The sequence below is a fragment of the Limnohabitans sp. genome (assembly GCF_040401135.1).
In the GTDB taxonomy this organism is placed as follows: Bacteria; Pseudomonadota; Gammaproteobacteria; order Burkholderiales; family Burkholderiaceae_C; genus Limnohabitans.
Map to the genome: position 1 here is coordinate 8,348 of NZ_JBBAOV010000004.1, position 22,877 is coordinate 31,224.

At 55.6% G+C, this 22,877-nt stretch carries 22 protein-coding genes and 1 tRNA gene; 11 read left to right on the top strand and 12 right to left on the bottom strand.

The window, feature by feature from the left end:
* Positions 1-122: 122 nt before the first annotated feature.
* The 3 genes from rpmG to trxB all read right to left on the bottom strand — a co-directional run bounded on the left by rpmG (position 123) and on the right by trxB (position 1,624).
* Positions 123-293: a 50S ribosomal protein L33 gene (rpmG, locus tag ABWP81_RS01980; RefSeq protein WP_100131508.1), complete on the bottom strand. Its 171-nt coding sequence runs from the start codon at positions 291-293 to the stop codon at positions 123-125.
* A 25-nt stretch (positions 294-318) separates the two neighbouring features.
* The gene (rpmB, locus tag ABWP81_RS01985; RefSeq protein WP_100131507.1) at positions 319-552 is read right to left on the bottom strand and encodes a 50S ribosomal protein L28; all 234 of its coding nucleotides are present in this window, start codon (positions 550-552) and stop codon (positions 319-321) included.
* Positions 553-667: 115 nt separating this feature from the next.
* Positions 668-1,624: a thioredoxin-disulfide reductase gene (trxB, locus tag ABWP81_RS01990; protein ID WP_353131495.1), complete on the bottom strand. Its 957-nt coding sequence runs from the start codon at positions 1,622-1,624 to the stop codon at positions 668-670.
* Positions 1,625-1,727: 103 nt separating this feature from the next.
* Here trxB and ABWP81_RS01995 point away from each other — a divergent pair, with 103 nt between their 5' ends.
* The 7 genes from ABWP81_RS01995 (at position 1,728) to ABWP81_RS02025 (ending at position 9,653) form a co-directional block, all read left to right on the top strand.
* Positions 1,728-4,079, top strand: a complete 2,352-nt coding sequence (locus ABWP81_RS01995; RefSeq protein ID WP_353138788.1) for a DNA translocase FtsK — start codon at positions 1,728-1,730, stop codon at positions 4,077-4,079.
* On the top strand, positions 4,072-4,740 hold the full coding sequence (gene lolA / locus ABWP81_RS02000; RefSeq protein ID WP_353138993.1) for an outer membrane lipoprotein periplasmic chaperone LolA: 669 nt from the start codon (positions 4,072-4,074) through the stop codon (positions 4,738-4,740). The genes ABWP81_RS01995 and lolA overlap by 8 nt, the downstream gene beginning before the upstream one ends.
* A gap of 99 nt (positions 4,741-4,839) precedes the next feature.
* Positions 4,840-6,129 carry a replication-associated recombination protein A gene (locus tag ABWP81_RS02005; RefSeq protein WP_353138791.1) on the top strand — a complete coding sequence of 430 codons (1,290 nt, stop codon included), beginning with the start codon at positions 4,840-4,842 and terminating at the stop codon, positions 6,127-6,129.
* A gap of 3 nt (positions 6,130-6,132) precedes the next feature.
* Positions 6,133-7,062: a branched-chain amino acid ABC transporter permease gene (locus tag ABWP81_RS02010; RefSeq protein ID WP_353131491.1), complete on the top strand. Its 930-nt coding sequence runs from the start codon at positions 6,133-6,135 to the stop codon at positions 7,060-7,062.
* A 2-nt stretch (positions 7,063-7,064) separates the two neighbouring features.
* Positions 7,065-8,156 carry an ABC transporter permease subunit gene (locus tag ABWP81_RS02015; protein ID WP_353138794.1) on the top strand — a complete coding sequence of 364 codons (1,092 nt, stop codon included), beginning with the start codon at positions 7,065-7,067 and terminating at the stop codon, positions 8,154-8,156.
* On the top strand, positions 8,153-8,923 hold the full coding sequence (locus tag ABWP81_RS02020) for an ABC transporter ATP-binding protein (protein WP_353131489.1): 771 nt from the start codon (positions 8,153-8,155) through the stop codon (positions 8,921-8,923). Before ABWP81_RS02015 ends, ABWP81_RS02020 begins: the two co-directional genes overlap by 4 nt.
* Before the next feature lies 1 nt (position 8,924).
* On the top strand, positions 8,925-9,653 hold the full coding sequence (locus tag ABWP81_RS02025) for an ABC transporter ATP-binding protein (RefSeq protein WP_353138797.1): 729 nt from the start codon (positions 8,925-8,927) through the stop codon (positions 9,651-9,653).
* 19 nt (positions 9,654-9,672) lie between these two features.
* Here ABWP81_RS02025 and ABWP81_RS02030 read toward each other — a convergent pair whose 3' ends face one another.
* Genes ABWP81_RS02030 through ABWP81_RS02040 form a run of 3 tightly spaced genes read right to left on the bottom strand, consistent with a single transcriptional unit; the run spans position 9,673 to position 11,705 of the window.
* Positions 9,673-9,873: a DUF2788 domain-containing protein gene (locus ABWP81_RS02030; protein ID WP_353131487.1), complete on the bottom strand. Its 201-nt coding sequence runs from the start codon at positions 9,871-9,873 to the stop codon at positions 9,673-9,675.
* 6 nt (positions 9,874-9,879) lie between these two features.
* Positions 9,880-10,656 carry a DUF2189 domain-containing protein gene (locus ABWP81_RS02035; RefSeq protein ID WP_353138800.1) on the bottom strand — a complete coding sequence of 259 codons (777 nt, stop codon included), beginning with the start codon at positions 10,654-10,656 and terminating at the stop codon, positions 9,880-9,882.
* Positions 10,657-10,673: 17 nt separating this feature from the next.
* Entirely contained in the window at positions 10,674-11,705 is a 1,032-nt protein-coding gene (locus ABWP81_RS02040; RefSeq protein ID WP_353138803.1) for a CDP-6-deoxy-delta-3,4-glucoseen reductase, read from the bottom strand.
* Positions 11,706-11,739: 34 nt separating this feature from the next.
* On the opposite strand from ABWP81_RS02040, the gene ABWP81_RS02045 reads away from it, so the two are divergent.
* On the top strand, positions 11,740-12,654 hold the full coding sequence (locus tag ABWP81_RS02045; RefSeq protein ID WP_353138806.1) for an SDR family oxidoreductase: 915 nt from the start codon (positions 11,740-11,742) through the stop codon (positions 12,652-12,654).
* On the opposite strand, the gene ABWP81_RS02050 is transcribed toward ABWP81_RS02045, so the two are convergent.
* The 4 genes from ABWP81_RS02050 to ABWP81_RS02065 all read right to left on the bottom strand — a co-directional run bounded on the left by ABWP81_RS02050 (position 12,651) and on the right by ABWP81_RS02065 (position 16,286).
* Positions 12,651-13,652: a Bug family tripartite tricarboxylate transporter substrate binding protein gene (locus ABWP81_RS02050; protein WP_353138809.1), complete on the bottom strand. Its 1,002-nt coding sequence runs from the start codon at positions 13,650-13,652 to the stop codon at positions 12,651-12,653. The genes ABWP81_RS02045 and ABWP81_RS02050 overlap by 4 nt on opposite strands.
* 22 nt (positions 13,653-13,674) lie before the next feature.
* Entirely contained in the window at positions 13,675-14,796 is a 1,122-nt protein-coding gene (locus ABWP81_RS02055; RefSeq protein ID WP_353138812.1) for an NADH:flavin oxidoreductase/NADH oxidase, read from the bottom strand.
* A gap of 97 nt (positions 14,797-14,893) precedes the next feature.
* On the bottom strand, positions 14,894-16,231 hold the full coding sequence (locus ABWP81_RS02060; RefSeq protein ID WP_353138815.1) for a hypothetical protein: 1,338 nt from the start codon (positions 16,229-16,231) through the stop codon (positions 14,894-14,896).
* Positions 16,202-16,286 (bottom strand) — tRNA-Leu (locus ABWP81_RS02065). Before ABWP81_RS02065 ends, ABWP81_RS02060 begins: the two co-directional genes overlap by 30 nt.
* Before the next feature lie 527 nt (positions 16,287-16,813).
* Between ABWP81_RS02065 and cysM the strand changes: the two genes are divergently transcribed.
* Both cysM and ABWP81_RS02075 read left to right on the top strand, forming a co-directional pair.
* Positions 16,814-17,716 (top strand): cysteine synthase CysM, encoded by a 903-nt coding sequence (gene cysM / locus ABWP81_RS02070; RefSeq protein ID WP_353138996.1) that lies wholly within the window; start codon positions 16,814-16,816, stop codon positions 17,714-17,716.
* Positions 17,713-17,940, top strand: a complete 228-nt coding sequence (locus ABWP81_RS02075) for a sulfurtransferase TusA family protein (RefSeq protein ID WP_353138818.1) — start codon at positions 17,713-17,715, stop codon at positions 17,938-17,940. Before cysM ends, ABWP81_RS02075 begins: the two co-directional genes overlap by 4 nt.
* Position 17,941: 1 nt before the next feature.
* Here ABWP81_RS02075 and galU read toward each other — a convergent pair whose 3' ends face one another.
* Complete coding sequence (gene galU / locus ABWP81_RS02080) at positions 17,942-18,826, bottom strand: UTP--glucose-1-phosphate uridylyltransferase GalU (RefSeq protein ID WP_353138821.1); 885 nt, start codon at positions 18,824-18,826, stop codon at positions 17,942-17,944.
* A gap of 41 nt (positions 18,827-18,867) precedes the next feature.
* Positions 18,868-21,960 carry a valine--tRNA ligase gene (locus tag ABWP81_RS02085; RefSeq protein ID WP_353138824.1) on the bottom strand — a complete coding sequence of 1,031 codons (3,093 nt, stop codon included), beginning with the start codon at positions 21,958-21,960 and terminating at the stop codon, positions 18,868-18,870.
* 138 nt (positions 21,961-22,098) lie between these two features.
* On the opposite strand from ABWP81_RS02085, the gene yaaA reads away from it, so the two are divergent.
* Positions 22,099-22,872 carry a peroxide stress protein YaaA gene (gene yaaA / locus ABWP81_RS02090; RefSeq protein ID WP_353136616.1) on the top strand — a complete coding sequence of 258 codons (774 nt, stop codon included), beginning with the start codon at positions 22,099-22,101 and terminating at the stop codon, positions 22,870-22,872.
* Positions 22,873-22,877 lie beyond the last annotated feature (5 nt).

A 22,877-nucleotide genomic window follows, 5' to 3' on the forward strand; every position in this document is an offset into this window, starting at 1 on the left:
GAGGCCAGCGGTATTGCGGCTTTGCAAGAGTTCTCGATGCAGATGCGTGCGGCACGCGTGTAAACGCTGCGAACAGGCATTAAAAAACCCGCCGAGGCGGGTTTTTTAATGGGCCAGCTGAATTACTTCAGTTTGGTTTCCTTGTATTCAACGTGCTTGCGAGCTTTGGGATCAAATTTCATGATCAACATTTTCTCGGGCATTGTTTTCTTGTTTTTGCTGGTCGTGTAGAAATGACCTGTGCCGGCTGTCGATTCCAGCTTGATTTTTTCGCGTCCGCCTTTGGATGCCATGATCGTGTCCTTTCAGTAACTGGAATTAAGCTTGACCGCGCGAGCGCAAGTCAGCCAACACGGCGTCGATGCCGTTTTTGTCGATCAAACGCAGAGCTGCGCTAGAAACGCGCAAGCGCACCCAACGGTTTTCAGTCTCTACCCAGAAACGGCGATATTGCAGGTTAGGCAAAAAACGGCGTTTTGTCTTGTTGTTTGCGTGGGAAACATTGTTCCCAGACATGGGGCCTTTGCCCGTTACTTCACATACGCGTGCCATGTGGACACTCCATATTCAACGGCGGTCGTTCACACGAGCGCCTCACCTCGCCAAAAAGGGTGGCGGTAACCCATCTCTTTGCTGGATTCAGCAAAGCCTTAAATTGTAGCGTCTTTTAATGCGCGCCTTGTTCCAAGAAACGTTGAGCGTCTAATGCGGCCATACAGCCCGTGCCCGCGCTGGTGATGGCTTGGCGGTAGATGTGGTCTTGCACGTCGCCTGCTGCAAAGACGCCGGGTACGCTGGTCATGGTTGCAAAGCCTTCGGAGCCGCACTTGGTCAGCAAATAGCCGCCTTTCATGTCCAGTTGGCCTTCAAAAATGCCGGTGTTGGGAGAGTGACCAATGGCAATAAAGCAGCCTTGGGTGGCGATGTCGCGGGTGCTGCCGTCGCCGGTGCTCTTCAAACGCACGCCTGTCACGCCAGACGCGTCGCCTAGGACTTCGTCCAAAGTGCTGTTGGTTTCAAGCACGATCTTGCCTGCGGCGACCTTCTCCATGAGCTTGTCGATCATGATGGCTTCTGCCTTGAAGGTGTCACGGCGGTGCACCAAGTGAACCTTGGACGCGATGTTCGACAAATACAAAGCTTCTTCCACAGCGGTGTTGCCGCCGCCAATCACGCTGACCACTTGGTCGCGATAGAAGAAGCCGTCGCAGGTGGCACAGCCGGATACGCCGCGTCCCATGAATGCTTCTTCAGACGGCAGGCCTAGGTACTTGGCCGATGCGCCGGTAGAGATGATGAGTGTGTCGCAGGTGTAAGTGCCGCTGTCGCCAGTCAAGGTGAAGGGGCGCTTGCTGAAGTCGACTTTGTTGATGTGGTCAAACACAATTTGGGTGTTGAAGCGTTCGGCATGTTGCAAAAAGCGCTGCATTAGTTCAGGGCCTTGCACGCCGTTTACATCGGCAGGCCAGTTGTCTACTTCGGTGGTGGTCATCAGTTGGCCGCCTTGGGCCATGCCGGTAATTAACAGGGGCTTCAAATTGGCGCGTGCAGCGTATACAGCAGCGGTGTAGCCAGCAGGGCCGGAGCCGAGAATCAAAACTTGGGCGTGTTGTTGGGTAGACATCTGAGGAGGGCAATCAAAGAGACAATAAACGCATATTGTAAGAACCTCACTCTTTACCCTTGACGGTGCAAGGCTGCCGCTCGGGTAAGCTCTGCCTCTAGACATGACTTACTCGCTCAATACATTAAAAAACGACCCACGCGCCTCTGCTGCCGATGGAAACAAGAAGCCCACAGGTTTTCGCCGTTTTGCGCAAGAAATTGCACTGACCGCTGGCTTTGTGTTCATGACCTTTTGGGTGCTTGCGCTGCTCACCCATTCGCCGCTTGACCCCGCGTGGACCACGTCTGGCACGGGCAACACGGTGCGCAACTTTGGTGGTCGCTTGGGTGCTTTGTTTGGCGACTTGAGCTTTTTCTTGTTGGGTTATTCGGTGTGGTGGTGTTATGCCGCAGCCTTGGCGTCATGGCTGGCGGCTTTGGCCAACCGCTTGCGCGACGAAGACGAGCCGCATTTTGAGCACACCAGTTGGCGCTTTACACGCTTTGCATTTTGGGCGGGCTTGGTCTTGTTGCTGATCTCTAGTACCGGCCTAGAGTGGACGCGCATGTACCGCTTTGAAGACCACTTGCCCGGCCATGTGAGTGGCGGCGTGCTGGGTTATTTGGTCGGCCCATCGAGCTTGAAGTGGTTGGGCTTCAACGGCTCGGGTTTAATTTTCATTGTGTTTGGCGTGGTCGGCGCGTCGTGGGTGTTTCGCTTCTCATGGGCGCAAACCGCTGAAAATATTGGCGCAGTGTTGGACGGCTTGTACGAAAGATGGCGCGAGCGCCGCGAGCGCGAGGAAGACGTGGCCTACGGTTTGGTGGCAGCCCGTGAACGTGAAGAAGTGGTGTTTGAAGAGCGTGTGGACATCAAAGAACACCCGCCCATCGCTATGCACATTGAGCCTGAGATGATCGAAGTGCCTAAAAGTGCACGTGTGGCCAAAGAGCGCCAAAAAACCTTGTTCACAGACGCCGCCACCGATTCACGCTTGCCGCAAGTCGACTTGCTGGATGACCCGCTGATTCGTCAAGACACCGTGTCCCCCGAGACGCTTGAAATGACAAGTCGCATGATTGAGAAAAAACTCAGAGACTTCGGCGTGGAAGTGCGAGTGGTGGCTGCATCGCCCGGTCCAGTGATCACGCGCTACGAGATCGAGCCCGCCACCGGCGTGAAGGGTTCACAAGTGTTGAACCTCGCCAAAGATTTGGCGCGTTCGTTGTCGCTGGTGTCCATCCGCGTGGTGGAAACCATCCCTGGCAAAAACTTCATGGCACTGGAGCTACCCAATGCCAAGCGACAGTCGATTCGATTGAGCGAAATTTTGGGCTCCGATGTGTACAACGAATCCAAATCCATGCTCACCATGGGATTGGGCAAAGACATTGTGGGCAACCCCATCGTTGCCGACTTGGCCAAGATGCCCCACGTGTTGGTGGCGGGCACCACCGGTTCGGGTAAATCGGTGGGTATCAACGCCATGATTTTGTCGTTGCTCTACAAGGCTGACGCACGCGATGTGCGTATCTTGATGATCGACCCCAAGATGTTGGAGATGTCGGTGTACGAAGGCATTCCGCACTTGTTGGCACCTGTGGTGACCGATATGCGCCAAGCCGCGCACGGCTTGAACTGGTGCGTCGGCGAAATGGAAAAACGCTACAAGCTGATGAGTAAGCTCGGCGTGCGTAACCTCGCTGGCTACAACGCCAAAATTGACGAAGCCGCGGCACGTGAAGAGTTCATTTACAACCCGTTTAGCCTGACGCCTGAGCAGCCCGAACCACTGCAGCGCCTGCCGCACATCGTGGTGGTGATTGACGAGCTGGCTGACTTGATGATGGTGGTGGGTAAGAAGATTGAAGAACTCATCGCACGCTTGGCGCAAAAGGCGCGGGCCGCAGGCATTCATTTGATTTTGGCCACACAACGTCCTAGCGTCGATGTGATCACTGGCCTCATCAAGGCCAACATTCCGACGCGTATCGCGTTCTCGGTGGGTTCCAAGATTGACAGCCGAACCATCCTTGACCAAATGGGTGCAGAGGCTTTGCTGGGCATGGGAGACATGCTCTACATGGCCAGCGGCAGTGGCTTTCCTGTGCGTGTGCACGGTGCGTTTGTGAGCGACGAAGAGGTGCACCGCGTGGTGAACTACTTGAAAAGCCAAGGCGAGCCCGACTACATCGAAGGCGTGCTCGAAGGCGGCACGGTCGACGCTGAAGGCAATGCCTCAGGCCCCGATTTGTTTGGCGAAGTGGCGGCGGAAAAAGATCCGATGTACGACCAAGCGGTAGAGGTGGTGCTGAAGAACCGCAAGGCCAGCATCTCGTTGGTGCAACGCCATTTGAAGATTGGCTACAACCGCGCCGCCCGTTTGGTGGAAGACATGGAAAAAGCAGGCATGGTCAGCGCCATGAGTAGCAATGGTCAACGCGAAATTTTGGTACCTCAACGTGATGATTGATTTTTTTAGCCATCGTGCGGGCTTTGTGTTGGTGGCGTGCGCGTTTAGCGCAAGCGTTGCCTGCGCAAGCAGCCTCGACACACTCGAAGCATTTTTAAAATCCACCAAAAGTGGACGTGCTGATTTCACCCAAGTGGTCACGCCACCTGCCAAAGCTGGGCAGAGCACTGCGCGAAGCAAAACGTCTACAGGGCAGTTTTCGTTTGTGCGCCCTACGCGTTTTCGCTTTGACTACATCAAACCTTTTCCGCAAGTCATCGTCGCCGATGGCCAAACCTTGTGGCTGTATGACGCCGACCTCGAACAAGTCACAGCCCGCAAACAAGCGCAAGCTTTGGGCAGCACGCCAGCCGCCTTGGTGGCCACAGCGGTAGACCTCAACGCCTTGCAAAAAGAATTCAGCTTAGAAGCGCAAGCTGATGGAGACGGTTTGCAATGGGTCCAAGCCACTCCCAAGAACCGCGAGAGCACTATTCAATCGGTGCGCTTAGGGCTTCGTGCCGATGGCACACAGGTGAGCCTCGGCAAGCTTGAAATTTTTGATGCCATGGGCCAGCGATCGGTGCTGAGTTTTGAGCGCTTCGAGATCAACCCCGTCAGCCTCAGTGCTGCGCAGTTCAACTTCGTGACACCCAAGGGCGTGAGCGTTATTCGCCCCTGAGCATGAACACGAGCCTAATACGGGCCGCGCCCGTGTTGCAAGGCTAAAGCCGGCCCCTCGCTACACTCAAGGCCTCTATCAATCCAAGCCTTTTGAAGCGTGTCCTCCACCCACATTCCCCTCGCTGAACGTCTGCGCCCACGCACGCTGGGCGATGTCATTGGTCAGCGGCATTTGTTGGGCGAGGGCATGGCGCTAAGGGTGGCGTTTGAATCGGGTCAGCCGCACAGCTGCATTTTGTGGGGGCCGCCGGGCGTGGGTAAAACCACCATTGCCCGTTTGATGGCCGATGCGTTTGATGCGCAGTTTTTGTCCATCAGCGCTGTGTTGGGCGGCGTGAAAGAAATTCGTGAATCGGTGGAGCAGGCCATGACCGCCCGCGATTCGCTAGATTCCAAACGCACCATCATGTTTGTGGACGAGGTGCACCGCTTCAACAAAAGCCAGCAAGACGCGTTTTTGCCGCACGTTGAATCGGGCCTGTTTACTTTCATTGGTGCGACCACCGAGAACCCATCGTTTGAAGTCAACTCGGCCTTGCTCTCGCGAGCCGCGGTATATGTTCTGCAGTCGCTTGGTGCGGAAGACCTGGCACAAATCATTGCCAAAGCGCAAGCCATGGGCGCTGTGCCCGCGCTGGAAGATGCCGCCTTGCAGCGACTGATTGCCTATGCCGATGGGGATGCCCGCCGGTTGCTCAACACCTTGGAAACTTTGTCGGTGGCTGCTAACCGCGAGAAGCTGGAAGAAATCAACGACGCATGGCTCATGCACGTGCTGGGCGAGCGCATGCGCCGTTACGACAAAGGCGGCGAACAGTTCTACGACACCATCAGTGCGCTGCACAAGTCGGTACGCGGCTCTGACCCTGATGCCGCTTTGTATTGGCTGGTGCGCATGTTGGATGGTGGGGCTGAGCCCAAGTACATGGCGCGCCGTTTGATTCGCATGGCCGCCGAAGACATTGGCTTGGCCGACCCGCGCGCTTTGCGTTTGGCGCTTGATGCGGCCGAGGTATATGAGCGCTTGGGCTCCCCCGAGGGAGAACTCGCTTTGGCCGAGTGTGTGGTGTATTTGGCGGTGGCGCCCAAATCAAACGCGGTCTACAAGGCTTACAACGAAGCCAAAGCCCTCATCAAAAAGGACGGGACACGCCCTGTGCCCATGCACCTGCGTAACGCGCCTACAAAAATGATGAAAGACATGGACTGGGGCAAGGGCTACCGCTATGCCCATGACGAAGAAGATGGCTTTGCAGCCGGCGAAAACTACATGCCCGAAGGCCTAGAAACTACGGGCTTTTACCGTCCTGTCGAGCGTGGTTTAGAGATCAAAATTGCTGACAAATTGCGCCACTTGCGCGACAAAAACAAACAAGCAGGTAAATAACAAATGGACATCTTGCTTCAACAAGTCATCAACGGCTTGGTGCTCGGCAGCATGTACGCGCTGGTGGCCTTGGGTTACACCATGGTCTACGGCATCATCAACCTCATCAACTTCGCACACGGTGAGGTGCTGATGATCGGCGCGTTGTGCAGCTGGTCGGTCATCGGCCTTTTGCAGCCCTTGATGCCGAACACACCTGGCTGGGTGCTGCTGATCATCTCCATGGTCTTGGCCTCTATCGCGGCGGCGGCATTAAATTTTGCGATTGAAAAAATTGCCTATCGCCCGCTGCGCAACGCGCCCAAACTGGCTCCGCTCATCACCGCGATTGGCATGTCCATCTTGTTGCAAACGCTGGCCATGATTATTTGGAAGCCCAACTACAAACCTTTCCCCGCACTCTTGCCCACCACGCCATTTGAGATTGGCGAGGCCGTCATCACGCCCACACAGTTGATGATTTTGGGCTTGACCGTGGTGGCCTTGGCCGTGTTGTCGTGGCTGGTGAATCGCACCAAACTAGGCCGCGCCATGCGTGCCACCGCTGAGAACCCACGCGTGGCCAGCCTCATGGGCGTGAAGCCCGATGTGGTGATTTCTGCCACCTTCATCATCGGTGCGGTGCTGGCCACGATCGCCGGTGTGATGTGGGCCATGAACTACGGCACGGCGCATCATGCGATGGGTTTTTTGCCAGGCCTCAAAGCCTTTACCGCCGCGGTGTTTGGAGGCATTGGTAATTTGGGCGGTGCGGTGGTGGGCGGCTTGTTGTTGGGGTTGATCGAGTCGATAGGCTCCGGCTACCTGGGCGAGCTGACCGGTGGTGTGCTGGGTAGCCACTACACCGACATCTTGGCGTTTGTGGTGTTGATCGTCATGCTTACCTTGCGCCCGTCCGGCTTGCTGGGCGAGCGCGTGGCTGACAGGGCTTGACCATGTTGCAGCACAAAATTTTCTCAAATCGTTGGCTTTTGGCTGCTGTGCTGTTGGTTTTGCCGCTGGTGCTGCAAAACTTTGGCAATGCGTGGGTGCGCATTGCCGACATGTCACTGTTGTATGTGTTGCTGGCGTTGGGTCTGAACATTGTGGTGGGCTATGCCGGATTGCTTGACTTGGGATACGTGGCCTTCTTTGCTGTGGGCGCGTATTTATTTGGTTTGTTGGCTTCGCCTCATTTGACGGAAGTGTTTCCGTGGATTGCGCAGATGTTTCCAGACGGCTTGCACTTGAGCCTGTGGCTGGTGTTGCCGTTGGCCGCTGGTTTGGCGGGTTTGTTTGGTGTGTTGCTGGGAGCGCCTACCTTGAAGTTGCGCGGCGACTACTTGGCCATTGTCACCTTGGGCTTTGGCGAAATCATTCGTGTTTTTTTGAACAACCTCGATCACCCCGTCAACATCACCAACGGACCCAAGGGATTGGGGCAGATTGATGCAGTCAGTGTGTTTGGTCACCCATTGTCCAAACGCTTGGACTTGGGCTTCATCGAGTTGCCCTCGGTCACGCTGTATTACTACTTGTTTTTGACGCTGGTGGTAGTGAGTGTGGTGGTGTGCCACCGCTTGGAGTACTCGCGTATTGGCCGTGCATGGATGGCGATTCGTGAAGACGAAATTGCGGCCAAAGCCATGGGTCTCAACACGCGTAACTTGAAGCTCATGGCCTTTGGCATGGGTGCTACTTTTGGTGGCGTTTCGGGCGCGATGTTTGCAGCCTTTCAAGGCTTTGTGTCGCCAGAGTCATTCAGCCTCATGGAGTCGGTCATGATTGTTGCCATGGTGGTGCTGGGCGGCTTGGGCCATTTACCCGGCGTTATCTTGGGGGCTGTGTTGCTGGCCGCGTTGCCCGAGGTGTTGCGCTATGTGGCAGGGCCCTTGCAAGCCATGACCGATGGCCGCTTGGACGCTGCTATTTTGCGTCAGCTGCTGATTGCCTTGGCCATGGTCACCATCATGTTGTGGCGGCCACGCGGTTTGTGGCCCACGCCCGAGCACGGCAAAAACCTCAATCCACAAGGCGGTGCGCGATGAGCGACTGCGTGTTGAATGTCACGGGCATTTCCAAACGCTTTGGTGGTTTACAAGCCCTCACCGATGTGGGCATGCACATTGAACGCGGTCAGGTCTATGGCTTGATCGGCCCCAACGGCGCTGGTAAAACCACGTTTTTCAACGTCATCACGGGTCTGTACGCACCCGACAGCGGCAGCTTTGAATTGGCTGGCAAGCCCTATGAGCCAACGGATGTGCATTTGGTGGCACAAGCCGGCATTGCACGTACGTTTCAAAACATCCGTTTGTTTGCCGAGATGACCGCACTTGAAAACGTGATGGTGGGCCGCCATGTGCGCACCAGCTCCGGCTTGTTGGGTGCGATTTTCAGAACAGCCAAATTCAAAGCCGAAGAGCTGGCCATTGAGCAACGCGCCCGTGAACTGTTGGATTACGTGGGCATTGCTAATTTGGCCGATTACAAAGCCCGCACACTCAGCTACGGCGATCAGCGTCGCTTAGAAATTGCCCGCGCTTTGGCCACCGACCCGCAGCTCATTGCCTTGGACGAGCCCGCCGCTGGCATGAACGCCACCGAGAAAGTGCAGCTGCGCGAACTCATTGAAAAAATTCGCCGCGACCACCGCACGGTGTTGTTAATTGAGCATGATGTGAAGTTGGTCATGGGCCTGTGCGACCGCGTGACCGTGCTTGACTACGGCAAGGTGATTGCCCAAGGCACACCCTCTGAGGTGCAGCGCAACCCCCAAGTGATTGAAGCCTACCTAGGCACGGGAGGGCATTGAGGTGACACACGACAACGCAGCGGTTTTGTTGAAGGCCAACGATGTGAAGGTGGGCTACGGCGGCATTCAAGCCGTCAAGGGCGTGAGCTTAGAGGTGCGCGAGGGCGAGTTGGTGTCACTCATTGGCTCGAATGGCGCAGGTAAAACCACCACAATGAAAGCCATCACGGGCCTATTGCCTTTGGGCGGTGGCCACATTGAGTTGGCAGGCAAAACCATTGACGGTCAAGGCCCTTGGGACTTGGTGCAACAAGGCTTGGCCATGGTGCCCGAAGGCCGTGGCGTGTTCACGCGCATGACCATTGTTGAGAACTTGCAAATGGGGGCCTACATTCGTGACGACAACGCCGCCATTGCCGAAGACATTGAACGTGTGTTCATCACATTTCCACGACTCAAAGAGCGCCGTGACCAGCTGGCTGGCACGATGTCTGGCGGTGAGCAGCAAATGTTGGCCATGGGCCGTGCGTTGATGAGTCGTCCCAAAGTGCTGTTGCTGGATGAGCCTTCTATGGGCTTGTCTCCCATCATGGTGGACAAAATTTTCGAGGTGATTCAAGAGGTGTCAGCCCAAGGTGTGACGATTTTGTTGGTCGAGCAAAACGCCAGTAGAGCCTTGCAAATTGCTGACCGTGGCTATGTGATGGAGTCAGGCCTGATTACCTTGAGCGGTGATGCGCACGCACTGTTGCACGATCCGAAAGTGCGCGAGGCTTATTTGGGCGAATAAGCCAATGACTTGAGAGGGCTTAACCCTCCATCATCCAAATCAATACTTGCTTGGTCACAAAGCCCAGCATGCCAAATGATAGAACCAAGAACAGCACAAAGGTACCGAACTTGCCGGCCTTCGATTCGCGTGCGAGCTGGAAAATAATGAACAGCATGTACAGCATGAAGCCGCCCACGCCAAATGTCAGCCCGAATTGGGCGAATTGTTCTTCTGTCATAAAAACTCAGAGCACCGTTGGGTCGTAAACCACCAGGTCGCGATACGCGTGCCAACTGGCATGGCCCAGCATGGGCACCACACCCAGCAAGCCTAAAAATGCAGAGCCAATGCCTAGCGCAGTGAATAGACACAAAATGCCCGCCCAGCACGCCATGGAAAACGGGTTCAAAGCCACCACACGCCAGCTGGTAAGAATGGCTTGTTGAAGGGTGAGGGTGGGGTGGTCCATCAGCAAAGGAATGGTGACCAAGGTGGACGCAAACATGGGCGCAGCCATGAGCGCCCCCATGATGACCCACAATTCAAACAAGCCAGAGTTGGGCTGCAGCACCACCAAGCGCACAAAGTCTGCTGGGGTGTGCACGCTGGCGGGCACCATCCACTGAATCAAAGCGGCAGAGCAAAGTACCCAACCCGCGCTTGATAAGGAAAGCAGCAAGCCAAAGAAAATTAAGCGCTTATCGCCTGAAGTCCAAATGCGAAAGGCATCGGCCAAAGTGGCTTCTTCTCCGCGTTCTAAGCGACGGCTGATGTCGTACAAGCCAGTTGCTAGCAACGGAGCAATGACCATGCAGACCGACAGCATGGCAGCAATCCACCAAAAACTATCTCGTGCAAACCAAAACAAACCACCCGCCACAACCGCCAAGATCAAACCGTGCGTCACGCCTGCGGTAGGGCAGCGTTCTATGTCTTTCCATGCAAGTGCCAGCCACTGCATAGGCTGATGGATCTCGATGTCTTTGATTTCTAGCGCGGGGTGGGGTGTGATGAGTGGCATTGTGCGGGGCTAGCGGATCAAACTTTATCAATCGCAGAAGTAAACGAGTCCGCATAATACTCTTCCGCCGGCAGGCCAGCCTGTGTGTAGGCTGCGCGGGCCGAGTCCACCACGATGGGCGCACCGCAGGCATACACCTGATAGCCGCTGAGGTCAGTGTGGTCTTGCAACACGGCAGCGTGCACAAAGCCTGTGCGACCTGTCCAGTGGTCTTCAGGCAAAGCGTCAGACACCACAGGCACGTAGGTAAGGTTGGGCATGGCGGCCAGTTGGGCTTGCACCCAATCGTGCATGTACAAATCCGCTGGACGGCGACCGCCCCAGTAGAGCGTGGCGGGGCGCACGATTTCCTTGTGCTGCATGTGTTGCAGAATCGCTTTGATAGGTGCAAAGCCAGTGCCTGACGCTAAGAACACCAAGGGCTTGTCAGAGTCTTCACGCAAGAAGAAGCTGCCTTGTGGGCCTTCGATGCGTTGAATTTCTTTTTCTTTCATCGCCCCAAACACGTGGTCGGTGAACTTGCCGCCGGGCATGTGTCGGATGTGCAGCTCAATCGCAGGTGTGCCTTCCACAAAGGTGTGTGGCGCATTGGCCATCGAGTAGCTGCGGCGGTCGCCGTCGCGCAACAAAAAGTCGACGTACTGACCGGCGTGGAACTTCATAGGGTCGGTCGCTGGCAATTGCAGCTTGACGATCATCACGTCGTGCGAGGCCTTCTCCAGTGAGACCACACGCACTGGCATTTTCTTGATGGGGAACGAGCCTTCCTCCACCACTTGGCGAGACTCCAGCACCACATCGCTGTGCGCGGTGGCGCAACAGGTGAGCACAAAACCATGGGCTTCTTCGTCGGCGCTTAGGGCTTTTTCTTGGTGGTTGCCGTGGGTGATTTCGCCTGAAATCTTTTTGCATTTGCATGAACCGCAAGCACCGTCTTTGCAGCCGTAGGGCAGGCCAATGCCTTGACGCAGGCCTGCGGCTAGCACGGTTTCTTCAATATTGGCGGTGAATGTGCGGCCGCTAGGCTGGACCGTGATGTTGAAACTCATCTTTGGGTATCCTTGAACTTTTACAGGTTGTATTTTGCCTTCCAATCAATCCCCCCTTGGTGCTTTGTCTTCTCGTTTCAAACGCGAGCGTTTGCTCATCATTGGTTGCGGTGATGTGGGCCAGCGCGTGGTGCGTGCGCAGCGCCATGTGCGGGTGGTGGCGCTCACCTCTAGCCCTGCGCGAGTGCTTAGCCTACGTGCCCAAGGTGTGACGCCTGTGGTGGGTGATTTGGATGCGCCTGCGTCGCTGCTGCGCTTGGCAGGTTGGGCCACGCGTGTGCTGCACCTCGCGCCTCCGCCATTGCAGGGCAACATCGACCCGCGCACCTTGGCGCTCACACGCATGTTGATGCGCCGCAGCGCCCCACGCAGCATGGTGTACGGCTCGACCAGCGGTGTGTATGGCGACTGTGCGGGCGCATGGGTCGATGAAAGTCGCCTGATCAAACCCATCACGCCAAGGGCGCAACGTCGCGTAGATGCCGAAGCGCGCATGCGCCATTTCGGACGATTGCGTTCCAGCGCTGTGCGGGTGAGCGTGCTGCGCATACCCGGCATTTATGCCCCCGGTCGTGAGGGCGGCACACCCCGCGAACGCCTGTTGCGTGGCACACCTGTGCTAGCTGGTGATGATGACGTATTTACCAACCACATCCACGCCGACGATTTGGCACGCGCTTGTCAGCTGGCTCTGTGGCGTGGTCAGCCGCAACGCACGTATAACGTGAACGACGACAGCCAAATGTTGATGGGCGACTACTTTGACATGGCGGCGGTTTTGTATGGTCTGGCCAAGCCGCCGCGCATCAGTCGCGTCCAAGCCCAAACTGAGATGCCAGCCATGCAGCTTAGTTTCATGAGTGAGTCACGCCGCATGGTGAACACGCGCATGAAACGCGAGCTGCGGTTGCAGCTGCGCTACGCAAATGTCAAAGACGGATTGGCTTAATCCGACTTGATATTGCCAGCCTTGATGGTCTTGGCCCAGCTGGCGGTGTCGCGCTCCAAGAGCTTGGTGGTGTTGTCGGGCGTGAGGTAGCGCACTTCCACGCCAGAGGCGTCGCCGCGTTGCTTGGTCTCAGGCTGCTCCATGCTGCGCTTGACGTCAGCCGACAGCTTTTGCACCACTTCTTTGGGGGTGCCGCTGGCCACGTACAAGGCCACCCATGACTCCAACTCAAAGCCAGTCAAACCCGCTTCAGAGGCGGTGGGGACCTGTGGTATTTGCGGGTGACGAATTTTGCCTGTGACAGCCAAGGCCTTAAGCTTGCCGCTCAGCACATGGCCCATTACCGATGGAGGCGTGGTGATAAACACTTGCACTTGACCCGCCAGCACATCTTGAATGGCTTGCCCAGAGCCCTTGTAGGGCACGTGCGTCATCTCAATGCCGGTTTGTTGCTTGAAGATTTCCGTGCCGATGTGCGACACCGACCCATTGCCCTGCGAGGCGTAGTTGAGCTTGCCTGGGTTTTGTTTGGCCCAAGCAATGAACTCTTTCAAGTTGTTGGCAGGTACGGAAGGATGCACAGCAATCACGTTGGTCGCCACGGTGATGAGGCCCACGGGTGTGAGGTCTTTCAAGTCCCATGGAAGTTTGTCCATCAAGATCGGATTGGCAATGTGGTAGCCCGAGTAAGACACCAACACGGTGTAGCCATCTTTGGCGCTGCGTGCCACGTTGGCATAGGCCAAGTTGCCGCTACCGCCTGGTCTGTTGTCGACTACCACCGATTGGCCAGTCAGGCGTGCCAAAGGTTCGCCCACCAAACGGGCCGATGTATCGACCAAGCCGCCAGGCGGGTTGGGCACGATCAGCGTGATGGGTTTGCTAGGGTAAGCGTCGGCTTGCGCATGTGCGGCAAATGGCGCGATGACAACGCATGCGCTGATCAGGGTGGTGGTGAGCAATGCCGTGTTGAGGCTGCGGCGAGTGAGGTGTTTCATGTGTCGTCTCCTGTTTAGATAACTAGCGTTGTCCCATTTTTACGGCTTCAAAAATACCTTGTGCTTCCCGCGGCATACAGCGCCAGTATTGCGGACTGGCTTGCACCTTGCCGTGCAAGGCTGCTGCTGCTTCCCACACCCAGCGGGGTTTGTAGAGGAAAGCGCGGGCCAGGGCAATCAGGTCGGCATCACCGCGCACCAAGATGTCTTCGGCTTGTTGCGGTTCGGTAATCAAGCCCACGGTGATGGTGGGCATGCCAGTTTTTTGCTTCACTAATTTGGCGAACGGCACTTGGTATTCAGGGCCAATAGCAATCTTTTGCTGAGCAGCCACGCCGCCCGATGAGATGTGCACAAAGTCTGCGCCTGCTAGTTTGAGGCGCAGCGAAAAGTCAGCGGTTTCTTCGGGCGTCCAGCCGTTGTCCACCCAGTCGCAGGCCGAGATGCGCATGCCCAATGAGCCTTTGTAAACCGCACGCACGGCCTCAAACACTTCCATCGGAAAACGTGTGCGGTTGTCAAAGTTGCCGCCGTAGCCGTCGGTGCGATGGTTGGCGATGGGCGACAAAAACTGGTGCAACAGATAGCCGTGTGCGCTGTGCAGCTCGATGGCTTCAATGCCCATGGCTTCAGCGCGTTGGGCGGCTTTGGCAAAGGCTTGTTTGATGCGTTCTAAGCCTTGGGCGTCCAGCTCGTGAGGTGCTGTTTCTTGCGTCAAGTGTGCAACGGCGGATGGGCCCACCGTTGGCCAGCCCCCTTGTTCGGGTGTAAGCAACTGACCGCCTTGCCAAGGTGCTGCGCTGGAAGCTTTGCGGCCTGCGTGGGCGAGTTGGATGCACACAGGCACGTTGGGTGCCAATGTGCGTGCGCGATGCAACTTGTCCTGCATGGCCGTGGCAGTGGCATCGTCCCAAAGCCCCAAGCACGTTGGTGTGATGCGGCCTTCGGGCTCCACGGCCGTTGCCTCGATGATGAACATAGCAGCGCCGCTGTTCAGCAAACTGCCCCAGTGCATCAAGTGCCAGTCGGTAGCTTGGCCGTTGTCAGCCGAGTATTGGCACATGGGCGCGACGATGGCACGGTTGGCCAAGGTGATTGGGCCGCGCGGCGAGGTGAGGGTGAATTCAGAAAAGAGGTGGCTCACAGAAACTCCAAAAACAAAAAAGCCTGCTGAAAAGGCAGGCATTCATCGTAATCAGAGTTGCGCTAGGACCGTGGCATCTGGGCGACAAGTCTTAGTTTCAATCTACCTTGAAATCTTTGGGATTGCCTTTTTCGAATTTGGCGTCGTCCGTGTGAACTTTTTCTTCTAAATCTGTCAGGCGGCTATTCAAGGCATCCACGTTTTGCTTGATGCCTGCTAGTCGACCATGGAATACATCCATCGCATGATTTCTGTTGAGCGTCGCTTGTTGACGCTCTGTTGCATTCACAGGGGCTCGACCGCCATTGGTCTTGCTGCGGAGGGCTGATGAACCGCCCTTGTCTTGCGGGGCTGAGAAGTCGACTTTTTTGCGATCAACATCTTCAGACGGCAGTTGTTCGAAATGAGACTCTATCTTGTCTTTGTTCACGCCTTGGCGGTTGAGGGCAGGTGATGTGTCCTGAGGGGCCGCCTGGCGGTTGAGCGATGGCGCGTCAGTGTCAACAAATTGATTGTTCGGGTTTAAGCCAGATGCGGGAGCTAGGGGCTGATTGTTTTGGGTTAGCCCGCCTTGATTTAGCGATTGCTTGTTGTCTTGAATCCCTAGCTTGGCTATTGTTTGCGCGTTGTTGCCCGAGGAGTTGGCGGCAATTCTGGCGTTGTTTTGGGTGTTGTTTTCTGTGCCAAGAACCTGGCGATTTGAGCCTGCATCGTCCTGTGGGAAGACTTGTAAATTAGTCTTCTCGCCCAGTGATTGATCGCTGATGTCTTGAACATTGGGTGCAATGACATCTGATGGGATGCCTTGGCGATTGGTTTCAAGGGCCTTTTCGCCAGCGATGTTCTGTCTGTTGGCATCGATATTGCCACTACCGATATTTTGCAGGTTGGGGGCTATCGCATCTGCTGAGATGTTTTGGACATTGGGAGCTATGCCTTTGTTGCTGCCAACCGTTTGGATGTTGTCTTGAATTCTTTCTGCGCTGACTATTTGATTGTTGGTCGCAAGCACTTCGGTGCTGACACTTTGAATATTGGGCTTAGTCGCGTCATCACCCGTAATGTTTTGAAGGTTGTCAGCAGCTTTGCCAGACGTGACTTTTTGAATGTTGGTGTCTTGTTCACCGTCGGTGGGTGCGACATGCTCTGTGTGCTCTGCCAGCGCGGCCGTCAAAGCTTTTTCGGCATCTAAAGCCGCAAGTGCCTTTTGTTCAAACGCACGTTTGCGCGCTTCGGTCTCTTCCTCATGAGACGCAACCATATTTTTGGGGTTTTTGGCGTTGCCAGTGAGTTCGGAAACCGAAACCGAGTGGCCAGTGCCACTTCTAACTATGTTAGAAAAGTCGTCGTCATTCATAGAATTTGAAAGCGTCGCTATCAAGCCAATACGGTAAAGGTTTACCGATGGTGCCCGGGGCCGGAATCGAACCGGCACGCCTCGCGGCGGGGGATTTTGAGTCCCCTGCGTCTACCAATTTCACCACCCGGGCACGGGATAGAAGAGCGAGATTATGGCACATATCCCACGCAATTCTTGACAGTCGCGACTGTTTGGGGGGGGTTACGGCGGAAAAGGCTACAAAACGGCCATTTGCTTGTTGGCTGTAGGTGTGTATTAAGAATTATTAAGTAGTGGTTAACGTTAAGTGTATTCTTACTTAAACGATATAAACTGTTTACATCTTTTAGGGGGTGGCTATGACTGCTGTCAAACTACTTTGGTTGCCAATGTTGAGGCTGTATCGCAGCTGTACTGATGCGCTGTACGTGCCAAGTCAAACGGGGTCTCACAACACGGGTGACCAATACATGGGCGACTACGCCAGCACGTATGTGGAGAACAACAATTTTCCAGAATCGGCAAGGGCGCCTTTTAAGGGGATTCAGTTGCATAGAAAAACTTCTGCTTCGAGTTAAATCGGATGCAGGAAAAAAGCGTTTCCTAGGGTTTGATACAAACCCTCGTGAAGGGTGTTGTACGCGACTTGTGGCACAGTAGTGACCTATGAATTCAGACATTACTTACCCCACGATCGAAGACGCAATTGGTAAGACACCCTTGGTCGCTTTGCAGCGCTTGGGCGCTGCCGAAAATGCCCGACGCGGCAACGTGCTTTTGGGCAAGCTAGAAGGCAACAACCCTGCCGGTTCTGTGAAAGACCGTCCCGCTTTGTCAATGATTCAACGTGCTCAAGAGCGCGGCGAAATCAAGCCCGGCGATACCTTGATAGAAGCTACCTCTGGCAATACTGGCATTGCGCTGGCCATGGCCGCAGCCATCAAGGGCTATCGCATGGTGTTGATCATGCCTGAGGACTTGTCGATTGAACGCGCCCAAACCATGAAGGCTTTTGGTGCTGAGCTAATTTTGACGCCCAAGAGTGGCGGCATGGAGTACGCGCGCGATTTGGCCGAACGTATGCAAACAGAAGGCAAGGGCCGCATGCTCGACCAGTTTGCCAACGAGGACAATCCGCGCATCCACTTCGAGACCACTGGGCCTGAGCTCTGGGAGCAAACGCAGGGTCGTATCACGCATTTCGTCAGTGCCATGGGGACCACGGGCACTATCACAGGTGTATCTCGATTCTTGAAATCGAAGAACCCCGCCATTCGTATCGTCGGTGCGCAGCCCACTGAAGGCTCGCGTATTCCCGGTATTCGTAAGTGGCCAGAAGCGTATTTGCCCAAAATTTATGATGCCAGTAACGTGGACGAATTGATCTACGTGAGCCAAGACGATGCAGAAGAAATGTGCCGCCGCATGGCTTGTGAAGAAGGTATTTTTGCGGGAATCTCAGCCGCAGGTGCTTGCTGGGTGGCCTTGCACATTGCGCAACAGGTGGAGAACGCGACGATTGCTTTCATCGTGTGCGACCGTGGCGATCGTTACTTGTCTACAGGTGTATTTCCCTCATGAACATTGACCTAGAGCTTGACACGCGCGGCCTGAATTGTCCGCTGCCAATTTTGAAAGCTAAAAAAGCGCTGACCGCCATGGAGAGCGGTCAAGTACTAAAGGTCGTATCAACCGACACAGGTTCGGTGCGGGACTTTGCGGCGTTTGCCAAACAAACTGGCAATGAGTTGTTGTCGCAAACCACAGAGGGCAGCTACTTTGTTCACATCCTCAAGCGACGTTGAGTTACGCGACGTTGAGGTGCTTGAGGTAGTTACGAAACTCAGCGCCCACTTCTGGGTGCTCTAAGGCCAGCTCGACGCTGGCTTGCAAAAAGCCCACTTTGCTGCCGCAGTCAAAGCGTTTGCCTTCGTACGAGAAGGCCAATACTTTTTCGGTGGCCAACAAACCTGCAATGCCATCGGTGAGCTGAATCTCGCCTTGAACGCCACGGCCACCTGCGCGGATGCGCTCAAAAACTGCAGGGGTCAAGATGTATCGGCCAGCGACCGTGGTGCGTGAGGGCGCCACTTCTGCTTTTGGTTTTTCCACCATTTGATGAATGTCGACCAAGCGGTTGCCAATGTCAGTCCCAGCCACAACGCCGTAGCGGTGCACATGCTCAAGCGGCACTTCTTGCACGGCCAACACAGAAGACTGTGTGCGTGCAAACACCTCAGCCATTTGTTTTAATACGCCAGGGCCACCGGCTTTGCCGCGCATCAAGTCGTCGGCCAGCAACACGGCGAAGGGCTCGTCGCCCACCAAGTGCTCGGCGCACAAAACCGCGTGGCCTAAGCCGAGTGCACGCGCTTGGCGCACATACACACATTGCATGTCATCCGGTTGAACACCACGCACAATTTCTAGCAAGGCTTGCTTACCGGCAGCTTCGAGTTCGGTTTCCAGCTCGTAGGCCATGTCAAAGTGGTCTTCAATGGCGCGTTTGCTGCGGCCCGTGACAAAAATCATTTCACGAATACCGGCTTCGTAGGCTTCTTCCACTGCATATTGAATCAGCGGCTTGTCCACCACGGTCAGCATTTCTTTGGGGCTGGCTTTGGTGGCGGGCAAGAAGCGTGTGCCCATGCCAGCAACGGGGAAGACGGCTTTGGTAAGTGGTTTTGTCATGTTGTTTTAAAAATTATGTTTGTGACAATTTTAGGGAGTCTTTATGACTTTAATTTGACAAGCTGCTCTTGCACCTTGGTCAAGGTAGCCGTGAACTCGGCCACGCGCTTCTTGGCTTCTTCAATCACAGCGGGAGGTGCTTTGGCCACAAAGGCTTCGTTGTTGAGCTTGGCACCTGCCTTGGAGATTTCATTTTGCAAGCGGTCGACCTCTTTGCCCAAGCGAATCTTCTCGGCGGCCACGTCCACTTCGATGAACAGGCACACACGCAGCTCGCCAATCACTGCCACAGGTGCGGCTTGTGCTGCGGCAGACCAAGCGGCTTCGTCATCAAACACTTTGACTTCGCTGAGCTTGGCCAAGGCTTGCAATACGGGCGCCACACCTTGCATGAAAGTGTGTTCTTCGGCGCTGCCAGCCAGCGCAAACAAAGGCATGCGCGTGGCGGGCGATACACCCATCTCGCCGCGCAAGTTGCGGCAGGCATCGACCAAAGACTTGACGTGTGCCACATGGGCTTCGGCTTGTTCGTCGATGCGATCAGGCTGGCTGACGGGATAAGCCGAGATGCTGATAGATGCAGCTGTGTCGTCCGCCTTGATGCGACCCGCCACCACGGCTACGGTTTGCCACAGCTCTTCGGTGATGAAGGGCGTGATGGGGTGCGCCAAACGCAGAATAGTCTCTAGCGTGCGAATGAGGGTGCGGCGAGTCGCCCTTTGCGCGGCTTGTCCTTCCTCGCGGTTTTGCGCGATGGCACCTTGTTGAATTTGCACCTTGGCAATTTCCAAATACCAATCGCAAAACTCGTTCCACACAAAGTCGTAAATTGTGTTGGCCACGTTGTCGAGGCGGTACTCGGCGAAGCCCTTGGCCACTTCGGCTTCCACACGTTGCAGCTTGGACACAATCCAGCGGTCGGCTTGGCTGAACTTTAGGTAGCCATGAGCGGGGCCACCCACCACACACTCAGCTTTGGTGTGCTCTTTGAGGCCGCAGTCTTGACCTTCGCAGTTCATCAGCACAAAGCGTGAGGCGTTCCACACCTTGTTGCAGAAGTTTCGGTAGCCCTCGCAGCGTTTTGAATCAAAGTTGATGCTGCGCCCCAATGACGCGAGTGCAGCAAAGGTAAAGCGCAGCGCGTCTGCGCCATACGCAGGGATGCCTTCAGGGAATTCTTTTTCGGTTTGCTTGCGCACCTTAGGCGCGGTTTCAGGCTTGCGCAAACCTTGGGTGCGTTTGTCGAGCAAAGGTTCCAGCGTGATGCCGTCAATCAAGTCCACCGGGTCAAGCACGTTGCCCTCAGACTTGCTCATCTTCTTGCCCTGTGCGTCCAACACCAAACCGTGGATGTACACATGCTTAAACGGCACACGCCCCGTAAAGTGGGTCGTCATCATGATCATCCGAGCAACCCAGAAGAAGATGATGTCGTAACCCGTCACCAAAACCGATGATGGCAAATACAAGTCGTAATCGGTTTGCGAACCATGGCTGCTGCCGTGAGCGTGGGGGACGAAGGCAGGCGCAGCGACATTCTGAGCATCGCGAAGAGGAGCAAGACTGTCTGCGCCCCCCGCGCTCGCGGCAGTAGCCTGCCAGCCCAAAGTAGAAAACGGCACCAGCGCCGACGAGTACCAGGTGTCCAACACGTCTTCATCACGCTTGAGTGTTTTACCCGGCGAGACCTTGTCAGCTTGGGCTTGCGCTTCCGCTTCATCACGCGCCACATACACCTTGCCGTCTTCGTCATACCAAGCTGGAATTTGATGGCCCCACCAAAGCTGGCGCGAGATGCACCAGTCTTGGATGTTGTTCATCCACTGGTTGTAGGTGTTGACCCAGTTCTCGGGCACAAAGCTGACTTCGCCCGATTGCACCGCGTCAATGGCTTTTTGCGCGATGCTTTTGCCGGTGGGATCGATGGGGCTGATTTTGTTCATCGCCACAAACCATTGGTCGGTCAGCATGGGCTCGATCACTTGGCTGGTGCGGGCGCAGCGGGGCACCATGAGTTTGTGTTTTTTCACCTCAACCAAATGGCCTGCAGCATCGAGGTCGGACACCACAGCTTTGCGTGCCACGAAGCGATCGAGACCACGGTATTTTTCGGGTGCGTTGTGGTTGATGGTTGCGTCCAAGTTGAGCACGCAAATCAGGTCTAGTTTGTGGCGCTGGCCCACGGCATAGTCGTTGGTGTCGTGTGCGGGGGTGACCTTGACGACACCGGTGCCGAAGGCTTTGTCCACATAGTCGTCTGCAATCACGGGGATGGTGCGACCGCACAAAGGCAGATTCACCTGCTTGCCGATCAGGGCGCTGTAGCGCTCGTCTTCGGGGTGCACCATCACGGCCACGTCGCCCAGTAGGGTTTCGGGGCGGGTGGTGGCCACCGTCAATGAGCTGGTGCCTGCAGCTGCAAGGCTGCCATCCGTGTCGACCAAGTCGTAGCGGATGTGCCACATCGAGCCGTCTTCTTCTTCGCTCTCAACTTCGAGGTCAGACACCGCGCTCATCAGCACGGGGTCCCAGTTGACCAAGCGCTTGCCACGGTAAATCAGACCTTGCTCGTAGAGCTGTACAAAGGTCTCGGTGACGGTTTTGGTCAGCTTGGGGTCCATCGTGAAGTATTCACGGCTCCAGTCCACGCTGTCGCCCATGCGGCGCATTTGACTGGTGATGGTGTTGCCCGATTCTTCTTTCCACTCCCAAACCTTGCTGACAAAGTTTTTGCGCGCTTCGGCAGGGCTGGTGCCCATGTCGTGGCGGCTGATGCCTTTGGCTTGCAGTTGCCGCTCCACCACAATTTGCGTGGCAATGCCCGCGTGGTCGGTACCCGGAATCCAGGCTGTGTTGAAGCCCGACATGCGGTGGTAACGCGTGAGCGAGTCCATGATGGTCTGGTTGAACGCGTGGCCCATATGTAGAGTGCCAGTCACGTTGGGCGGGGGCAGTTGGATGGCAAAAGCGGGGGCATCAGCGGCTGGGCCGCCCGTGCCTCTAAAACCAGCGATGCCATAACCGCGTTTTTCCCACTCGGGGCCCCAATGCGCTTCAAGGGCGGCGGGCTCGAACGATTTGGACAGGCGCTCAAGGCCGGGTTGTTCAAGGGGGAGGGCTGGCGTGTTGCTCATGGGACGGGCTTTGGACAAAAAGAAAAACGGCAGCACAGGGCAGCCGTTGGGCCAGAGGGCTAAAAGACACATTTTACCTAGGGGATGGCGACGCATCCCCCGATAATTCAGGCTTCCTTGCAAAGGCCTATTTCAACAATGTTGTTCTTACTCTCCCCTGCCAAAGCCCTTGATTACGACACCCCCTCAAGTGAGGTGCCTCACACGCAGCCTTTGTTTGTGAAGCAGTCGGCTGAATTGATCGACATCTTGCAAGAGAAATCTCCTCAAGAAATTGCCAGTTTGATGGATTTGAGTGATGCACTTGCCAGTCTAAATGTGGCGCGTTACCAAGCTTGGAGCACGAAGTTCACAGCAAAAAACGCCAAACAAGCCGTGCTGGCTTTCAATGGTGATGTGTACGAAGGCCTGGATGCCAAGACCCTGAAGGCCAAAGATTTGGACTGGGCACAAGCGCATGTGGCAATTCTGAGTGGCCTTTATGGCGTGCTACGCCCCCTTGATTGGATGCAACCCTATCGATTAGAAATGGGCACTTCCTTGGCCAACGACAAGGGCAACAACCTGTACAAATTTTGGGGCGCGCAGATTGCCAACTATTTGAACGAGCGCCTGAGTGCCGAGCAAGAGCCCATCATCGTCAACCTCGCCTCGCAAGAGTATTTCAAATCGGTAGACCGCAAGGCCCTTAAAGCCCGTGTGATTGAGTGCGTGTTTGAAGACTACAAAGGCGGCAAATACAAAATCATCAGCTTTAACGCCAAGCGTGCGCGTGGCTTGATGACGCGCTTTGCCGTCACTCATCAACTCAAAACACCCAAAGGCTTGGAGGGTTTCAACCTCGAAGGCTACGCGTTTGATGCAGCCGTCTCCGAGCCAGACCGCAAAGTGTTTCGTCGCAAATTGGACTGATGCAA

Coding starts and splice junctions, on each gene's coding strand:
- rpmG (WP_100131508.1), bottom strand. CDS start 293: ATGGCATCCAAAGGCGGACGCGAAAAAATCAAGCTGGAATCGACAGCC.
- rpmB (WP_100131507.1), bottom strand. CDS start 552: ATGGCACGCGTATGTGAAGTAACGGGCAAAGGCCCCATGTCTGGGAAC.
- trxB (WP_353131495.1), bottom strand. CDS start 1,624: ATGTCTACCCAACAACACGCCCAAGTTTTGATTCTCGGCTCCGGCCCT.
- ABWP81_RS01995 (WP_353138788.1), top strand. CDS start 1,728: ATGACTTACTCGCTCAATACATTAAAAAACGACCCACGCGCCTCTGCT.
- lolA (WP_353138993.1), top strand. CDS start 4,072: ATGATTGATTTTTTTAGCCATCGTGCGGGCTTTGTGTTGGTGGCGTGC.
- ABWP81_RS02010 (WP_353131491.1), top strand. CDS start 6,133: ATGGACATCTTGCTTCAACAAGTCATCAACGGCTTGGTGCTCGGCAGC.
- ABWP81_RS02015 (WP_353138794.1), top strand. CDS start 7,065: ATGTTGCAGCACAAAATTTTCTCAAATCGTTGGCTTTTGGCTGCTGTG.
- ABWP81_RS02020 (WP_353131489.1), top strand. CDS start 8,153: ATGAGCGACTGCGTGTTGAATGTCACGGGCATTTCCAAACGCTTTGGT.
- ABWP81_RS02030 (WP_353131487.1), bottom strand. CDS start 9,873: ATGACAGAAGAACAATTCGCCCAATTCGGGCTGACATTTGGCGTGGGC.
- ABWP81_RS02035 (WP_353138800.1), bottom strand. CDS start 10,656: ATGCCACTCATCACACCCCACCCCGCGCTAGAAATCAAAGACATCGAG.
- ABWP81_RS02040 (WP_353138803.1), bottom strand. CDS start 11,705: ATGAGTTTCAACATCACGGTCCAGCCTAGCGGCCGCACATTCACCGCC.
- ABWP81_RS02050 (WP_353138809.1), bottom strand. CDS start 13,652: ATGAAACACCTCACTCGCCGCAGCCTCAACACGGCATTGCTCACCACC.
- ABWP81_RS02075 (WP_353138818.1), top strand. CDS start 17,713: ATGAACATTGACCTAGAGCTTGACACGCGCGGCCTGAATTGTCCGCTG.
- galU (WP_353138821.1), bottom strand. CDS start 18,826: ATGACAAAACCACTTACCAAAGCCGTCTTCCCCGTTGCTGGCATGGGC.
- ABWP81_RS02085 (WP_353138824.1), bottom strand. CDS start 21,960: ATGAGCAACACGCCAGCCCTCCCCCTTGAACAACCCGGCCTTGAGCGC.
- yaaA (WP_353136616.1), top strand. CDS start 22,099: ATGTTGTTCTTACTCTCCCCTGCCAAAGCCCTTGATTACGACACCCCC.